We start from the raw sequence: 6949 nt of genomic DNA on the forward strand, positions 1-6949 counted from the left end.
GCCAGTCGCAGGACCTCATCGACAAGGCGACGAACGTGCGTCTGGATGATCCGGTCGTCAAAACACTGCTTCCGTTCGATGAACTCTTTACCCGGGAACAGGCTGAGTTCTACCGCTCCAAGACCTTCTTCGACTTGAGCGACTACTACCGCGAGGCTGCGTCCGTCGCCGTGTTCGACGAGGCGTTGCATCGTTTCAATATCCTCGATGGCTCCCATCGCGCGTTCTATCTTGAACGTCAGGGTTTCGATGGCATTCCGCTCAAGATGAAGAAGGATGAGTGGGAGGCGTATTTCCGCGAGCGGCAGGCGCAGGCTCTGATGGATCATTGCCGCACTCTGCACACGTTGCCTGTCGTCGTGAAGCATCCTGCGTTCATGTCGTTTCCGGTTCGTGAGCGTGAGCCGGACGCCGAGTTCATGCGTCTGCTCAAGGACCTTTGCCCGCTATGATGTGGACAGTGCACACGCCAGTCATTCTCTACGGTGCGGCCCATCGCGGCACCATGGTTTCGCGCTACCTGCGCAGTGGCTGCAACATCACCGGCTTCATCGATAAGCGTGCGGCCGAGATAGGCGTTCACGAGGGCATACCGGTCACGAGCTCTGCCGCAGCTGACAGGCAGGCCCTGGTGATTGTCTGCGTGAACAACATCTTCGAGCATGAAAGCATTGCGTTGAGCCTGGCTGCAGAAGGGTTCGGACATGTCATCTTCTGCCCCGTGGACGGCTCCAACATGTCGTGGCGGTCTGACCAGGATCGCGCCGTGATGACAAGGATCTACAACGACATCATTGGCGAGCGATTGAGCCTGCCCACTGTGGTTCCCGAGTTGGACGGCCTGTTTCGCCCTGCCTACAAGGACGATGCGCTCATCGAAGTCGCGGCGGATGAGGTGCTGGCGTGGGTACCGGCATTGCTGGCGTTTGCACGCCGCGACGGCAACGGACTGTTCAAGGACAGTCCGGTGCTCACGCTGTTTCCCTACCTTGAACTGTTCAAGTGGTTCGATGGTGAGGCCGATGCGACTCCGGATCACTATATCGATCTGTATTGCCGTAACGCCGCCGAACAATTTGGCATCGCACAGACGGCTGCATGGATAGACAACGTGCTGAAAAGTCGCAGGCAGGTGTATGAACGCATGCGGCAGACCGAGTCCGTCGATCCTCTGTTTTTCCTGAATCATGCGGTCAACGCTGACTGGAATGCGGATGAGGGCCACTTCAACATGGACAGCGGCAAGCATCGCGCCGCTTTCCTGATCCATCGCAAGCGCTCGCTGGTTCCACTTCGGCTGTCGGCCCGCGACTATGAGACCTACCTCAATCGACCGGCTTTGCTGTCGCTGATCGAGCACATGATGCAAACGAATATCACCGAACTGCCCTATCCGGTGATGCATCCGTACTTTCTCAAGACGCCGTACCAGGCGGAAAGTGCCTATTACGAAACACTGCTGAAATTGTGCCGCTCGTTCGTGCTGGCGAACTTCAGCAATACTGGCCGGGTCAGTCTCAACGGCGTAATCCTGCGGGTCGAACGCGCTGATCTAGAGCCACTGGCACAGGCGTTTGCGCTGCTGGGTTGTTCGATCTGCTACGCGTATCAGGAGAGCGAGCTCGATCGACGAGTCAGGTGTCTTTATCGGATTACCGATCGTTTTACCCGGCAGGACAGTGCGCCGGAGAAGTATGATTTCCTGTTGGATGGGCAGGGGGCTCAGTGATGCGCGTACAGCTGATCGACAGGTGCGCGAATCCTGATCTGCAGGAGCAGGTCGACGCTGCCATCGAGCAGATGGAGAAGCACTGTTCAGTACGCATACTGGGCTACGCGCCCATGGGCTCAATTCCGCTCGGAATGGGTAATGCGTCGTCTGATCATGATTTGCTGGCGCTCTACGAGCCGCACGGCACGCTCTCGCTCGAGCAGTATGACGTGCTCAACAACAAGACGCCGCTGTCGGGGGCCTTGCACATTGCCGGGCAGGTGAATCTACTGCTGGCAGACATCGAACTGTGCTCGCGCAGGTTCGCCGACATGCCCGAGGCGGCGTTTTTTCGGTCCTGCCCCCATCACCTCAACTCGCTGACCGTGCATGATCCTGCATTCGATATCGGTGTGATCCCCGGTGACAACTCACCCAAGGTGGCTTCGCTTTTTTCCGACATGTTCTATTACGGAGAGGGGGTTGTTACCGATCGCTTTGGCAGCATTCATGCCCGTTTTTCAGAGATGAAGGAACTGCTGCGCATCTATGACTTCTGCAAGCGCCGCTTCGTGACGACCTGGGGGCGACTTCAGCATTACCTGACAGAACCGGGCAATGTCAGGTTGCGCACCTACCTGCAGAGCCTCAACGACATACTGGCCATCGAATATGCACTCGACCATCTAGAGGTGCCGCCGGCGGACGTGTCGATCATGCTCAGCCATCTCGATGACGTTGAGGTGCTGGAGATCGCAAGGCGTTATGTCGAAATCAACAGCGAGGCCACACGCGCGAAGGAAAAACTGCTGATAGACCCGAACGAAGTGTTGAATCGATGGATCTCGAATCGCCTGGCGAGTATCAGGGCGCGCCTGCTGGCGCTGTATTCGCAGAACAGGGACTTGTCGTTTGATGTCGCTCTGGATTGAAGGCAGCTCCCCCGGGGGGGAACGGCCTCGTCGGGTTCATATATTGCTGGGCGCTGCGTGTTTGTCGCGGCCCTCGTCGCTAAGGCGTTAGACATGAAAACTACCCGTTTGCCCGAGTTCGATCCTGCTGCTGATGAGATGCAGGCGGGCCGCATCTACTCGCTTGCGCTTGCTGATGGCAAGGTTGTGCCGGTGAGCAGGTCCGAGGCGTTCCTGTGCGATGTTCATGATCACATACAGCTCAGGCACCCAGCGAAGTTGGCGGTTCTATCCCGTTTGCAGGACTACCCGAACATCAGTGCTCTGCTGGATGCCAGTGCCGTACTTGCGGAACTGTCAGGGCGCAGGCTGCGAATCAGGGAGTGGCTCGGAGAGGGCTTTCATATCTTTGGCGCCTTCAAGGTCGGTTTGCGGCTGGCTCGCCATGCGCGGGCTCTGGGGCTCGACGTCAAAGGTTTTCTGGATAACGATCCTGCCAAGCAGGGCCAGTTGCTGGAAGGGCTTGCGATTGATCTTCCCACCAGCACCATGCTGGAAAACTCGGTCGTCGTGGTCGCCAGCGGCCGGCACGGCAATGCGATTTCCAGGCAGCTGCGGCAGGTGCCAGGTATTCGCCTGGTCAACATGCATGAGTTCCTGTACGCGTTGGATGGCCCGGGCCCTGGCTTGGGGAACGAGAAGTTTTCGTCGTTCGTGGAGGCGCCGTTGTTGGAACCCTGGCGTTTCATCTCCGCGTTTCTGCGCCTGGATGATGAGGCATCGCGCAAGGTTTACGATGCGCTGATCGGTATGAGAACGCGTCTTTCCATCGCCTCTGCGCAGCAGGTCATGTCGCCCTGGAGCGAAGAGTACTTCGACAGGGCATTCGTGCAGCCTGGGCACGCTGCACGTTTTGTCGATGCAGGCGCGGCATCCGGCGATACCCTGCACCGGCTGGAAGCGAATTTTGGCCCGGTCGAGCAGGCGTGGCTGTTCGAACCGGAACTACCGGCCTATTACGAGGCCCTCAGGAGTGTCTCTGACAGACCCAACGTCTGGGTGTTCAACATGGGACTGGACGAAGCGCCGAGTCGGACGACCTATCAGCCCGAGCTGTCTTATGACATTGCGGGCGAGTTGAGCAGCCATGTCCCCGCAAGCATCACTTCCTACATCCAGGGGGTCCCTCTGGATGCCGTGGTGCAAGGCAAGGTCGGTCTTTTCAAGCTCGATATCGAGGGTATGGAGGCGGCGGCCCTGCGCGGTGCGCGCGCTGTCATCAGTCGTGACAGACCCACTCTGGCGGTCTGTGCCTATCATCGCTCGGACGATTTTTGGCGGTTGATGGACGAAGTATCGGCTATCCGCTCCGACTACAGAATCGGCATTCGCTTGTATGCGGATATTCTGGAAGACATTACCTTGTACTTTTATTGAAGTGAGAACGTGGATGCCCTCTTCGCCGATGCTCTGTCAGGGCCTTAACGCTGATGCCTGATTTCTCCCCACATTCGCCGATCATCCAGCGAGCGTTGCAAGGTATCCCCGTTACGCTGGGGCTGCCTGATGAGTTGGCCGGGCAACATGTACTGCTGACTGGTGGTACGGGCTTCTTTGGACAGTGGCTGCTGGCGCTGCTCTATCAGTTGAACCTGCAAGGGGCAGGGGTGGAGGTCAGCGTGCTGTCTCGCACGCCGGCGCGCTTTCTCGACTCGCAACCACGCTACCGCGATTGCTCCTGGTTGCACTGGCTGAGCGGTGACGTTCGCGATCTCCGCGCGCTACCGGGACGTCCGGTGACGTTGATCCTCCATGCGGCTGCCGATACTTCCGCAGCTGCTCACGGCAGGCCTCTGGAACTCTTCGACACCATTGTCATGGGGGCGCGCCGAGTGCTTGAGCTGGCTGTGCAGCATGGTGCGCGCGTGCTGTTGACGGGATCCGGTGCGCAATACGGTGCTCTACCGGGCGCTTCTGACGAGGATGCTGGCGTCGTTGAAACATTTGCGGGCGCATGCCTCAGCACCAGTGCGAACAGTGCTTACGGCGAAGCGAAGCGAGCACAGGAAACGCTTGCCGCCATTTATGCGCAACAGCATGGTCTGCCTGTCGTGATGACGCGCTGTTTCGCTTTTTCCGGGCCTGGGTTGCCACTCGATGCGCATTTTGCGATCGGTAACTTCGTGCGCGATGCGCTGTGCGCGGATGAGATCGTGCTCCATTCCAGCGGGCAGGCGGTGCGCAGCTACCTGCATGGTGCCGATCTGGCAGGCTGGTTGCTGGCGTTGCTGGCCAGGGGGCAGCCCGGCGAGGTCTACAACATAGGCTCCGACGAGGCTATCAGCGTGGCTGCGCTTGCGCAGCGGGTGATGGAGCGTATTTCTCCAGGGAAACCCTTGCGGATACTGGGTCAGCCTGATGACTCCAGCCGATCCTTCTACGTGCCTGACATCTCCAGAGCGCGCCAGCTGGGGTTGGATGTATGGACGGCACTGGATCAGTCGATCGAGAGCATGGCTGCCTGGGCCAGACTCCAGGGCTACGGCAATTGAAATTCAACAAGGCAGCGTGCGAGCGAGGCCGTGACAGGGGGTAACGTGATGGATTGGGCCTCAATTGCAGGCGGTCGTTGTCAGGGTAAGCCCTGGCGGGTTGGGATCGCTGGAATTCATCCGGGAGTGGAGGGTGAGGCTTTCCTCTTGAGTGACGAGCAGTGGACACGGCTGCTGTCGTTGCTTCCGCTGGAGCCTTTGCAGGTCTATGGCGAGGCCAACGGTCTGCGTTTCGAGCGTTTGACCGCATCGACCATGCAAGATAGCCACGACGCTGTTCTTTTTGTCGAACAGGACCTTCCGGGGCAGGGGGCGTTAACTGTCCCTGCCGACGTGCGCCGCTACCTGATGCGGTTGGAGCATGTGGATGGGGCGCAAGGCACGTACGACCTTTTTGATCGGGTGTTTCTGCCTGCTCGCGAGGCTTTTCAAGGGCAGCACCTGATTCGGTTGAATCAACCGCTGGATGTGCCGCTCGCAGATTTGCCGCCGCGTCTGCCTTTCAACAACAGAGCCCACTTGTTCGGGCGTGACGGGGTGAAACTCGAGCACGCTCATTTTGTCGTGTGCGATGCACATGCCGAGCTGGCGGGTTGGTTGTCGCCCCAGTGGCAGGAGTGCCTGCTTTGCGGTGCAGTACCAGTGCACAACGCCGTCACGCCCGTTCCCGAATGGTTTCCGGCCGATTGCTATGTGGATGGCACGACATTTGCCAATGACGCCGAACTGCATGCCTTTCTCGATGCCATGGCCTGGAACGACTATCAGGCCCTGGCGGCGCGCCTGCGCTCGTTCCTCATGCAGGGCAGTGCGCGTCCGGACGAGCGAATCTATCCCTATACCATCGACTTCTGGATCAACGCACTGACGTCCGGTATTGCGCTCGATGCCTCGCAGGTGCGCGGTGACGAGCTGTTGCTCAGTGTGGTGATTCCAGCCTTCAACTATGCCCGCTACCTGGAACAGGCGGTACGTTCTCTGCTCAGCCAGGGTGTCGACTCCATAGAGGTTCTCGTCCTGGATAATGCCTCGACGGATGATACCCAAGGTGTGATGGCGGGCTTTGCAGCGGATCCCCGGGTGCGCTATATGCGCAATCGGAGAAACTTCGGTGCTGGTAACAACAGTCACAACGGTTTCTGGGCAGCCAAGGGCAAGTACCTGATTCTGTTCATGGCGGATGATTTCATGAATCCAGGGCATGTCTCCCGGATTCTCCCCGCAATGGAGCGCGATGCCCGGATTGCCGTTGGCTATAGTCCGATCAGTTGGGTCAACGAGCAGGGCAAGCCCCTCGTCGGGCCTCGCCATCCTGGCCACCGCGAGGCCGACTACATCGGTGGGCGCAATGAGGTCGCGGATCTGCTGGTGTACGACAACTACATCACGCCCTCTGCGGCGATCATACGGCGGGAGGCATTCTTCGAAGCCTGGCAGCGTGACACCCGAATTCGTGGAGCTGGTGACTGGCATCTGATGGTTCAGCTCGGTGAGCGTTATCCCGACTTCGTCTTCACCACCTCACCGGGCGTGAGCTACCGTGTTCACGGTGCACAGCATTCCAATGAGTACTACGGCACGTCCTCACCGTTGCAAGGACACCTGTGCATCCTCGAAGGTGTTTTCGAGCGTGGCAGAGAGGCGCTTCTCAGAGGCCGTGCGCGGGAGGTGGCCGAGCACCTGCGGCGGCGCCTGGAGCAACATCCGAGTGAGCTTGAGAGCGAGCTGGGCGTACGGGCCAGGGACCTCTGTGAACGCCTGGACAGGCTTGCTCG

At 59.1% G+C, this 6949-nt stretch carries 6 protein-coding genes; all 6 read left to right on the plus strand.

Translation table 11 applies throughout. From position 1 onward, the window contains the following. Positions 1–452: hypothetical protein (locus tag J0A65_RS20750; protein ID WP_206596250.1), on the plus strand; the 452-nt coding region annotated here is incomplete at its 5' end. Then, complete coding sequence (locus J0A65_RS20755; RefSeq protein WP_206596251.1) at positions 449–1729, plus strand: hypothetical protein; 1281 nt, start codon at positions 449–451, stop codon at positions 1727–1729. The genes J0A65_RS20750 and J0A65_RS20755, both read left to right, overlap by 4 nt. Next, positions 1729–2643, plus strand: a complete 915-nt coding sequence (locus J0A65_RS20760) for a hypothetical protein (RefSeq protein WP_206596252.1) — start codon at positions 1729–1731, stop codon at positions 2641–2643. Before J0A65_RS20755 ends, J0A65_RS20760 begins: the two co-directional genes overlap by 1 nt. A 93-nt stretch (positions 2644–2736) precedes the next feature. Beyond that, positions 2737–4059, plus strand: coding sequence for an FkbM family methyltransferase (locus J0A65_RS20765; RefSeq protein ID WP_206596253.1), 1323 nt, complete (start codon positions 2737–2739; stop codon positions 4057–4059). Positions 4060–4112: 53 nt separating this feature from the next. Beyond that, positions 4113–5174 carry an NAD-dependent epimerase/dehydratase family protein gene (locus J0A65_RS20770; protein ID WP_206596254.1) on the plus strand — a complete coding sequence of 354 codons (1062 nt, stop codon included), beginning with the start codon at positions 4113–4115 and terminating at the stop codon, positions 5172–5174. Between the two features lie 147 nt (positions 5175–5321). Further along, on the plus strand, positions 5322–6949 hold a 1628-nt coding region (locus J0A65_RS20775), incomplete at its 3' end, for a glycosyltransferase family 2 protein (RefSeq protein ID WP_206596255.1).

Source organism: Bowmanella yangjiangensis, assembly GCF_017255015.1.
Lineage (GTDB): Bacteria > Pseudomonadota > Gammaproteobacteria > Enterobacterales > Alteromonadaceae > Bowmanella > Bowmanella yangjiangensis.

Bases quoted from the DNA above. Each gene is read 5' to 3' on its own strand.
- J0A65_RS20770 (WP_206596254.1), top strand. From the start codon at position 4,113: ATGCCTGATTTCTCCCCACATTCGCCGATCATCCAGCGAGCGTTGCAA.
- J0A65_RS20755 (WP_206596251.1), top strand. From the start codon at position 449: ATGATGTGGACAGTGCACACGCCAGTCATTCTCTACGGTGCGGCCCAT.
- J0A65_RS20765 (WP_206596253.1), top strand. From the start codon at position 2,737: ATGAAAACTACCCGTTTGCCCGAGTTCGATCCTGCTGCTGATGAGATG.
- J0A65_RS20760 (WP_206596252.1), top strand. From the start codon at position 1,729: ATGCGCGTACAGCTGATCGACAGGTGCGCGAATCCTGATCTGCAGGAG.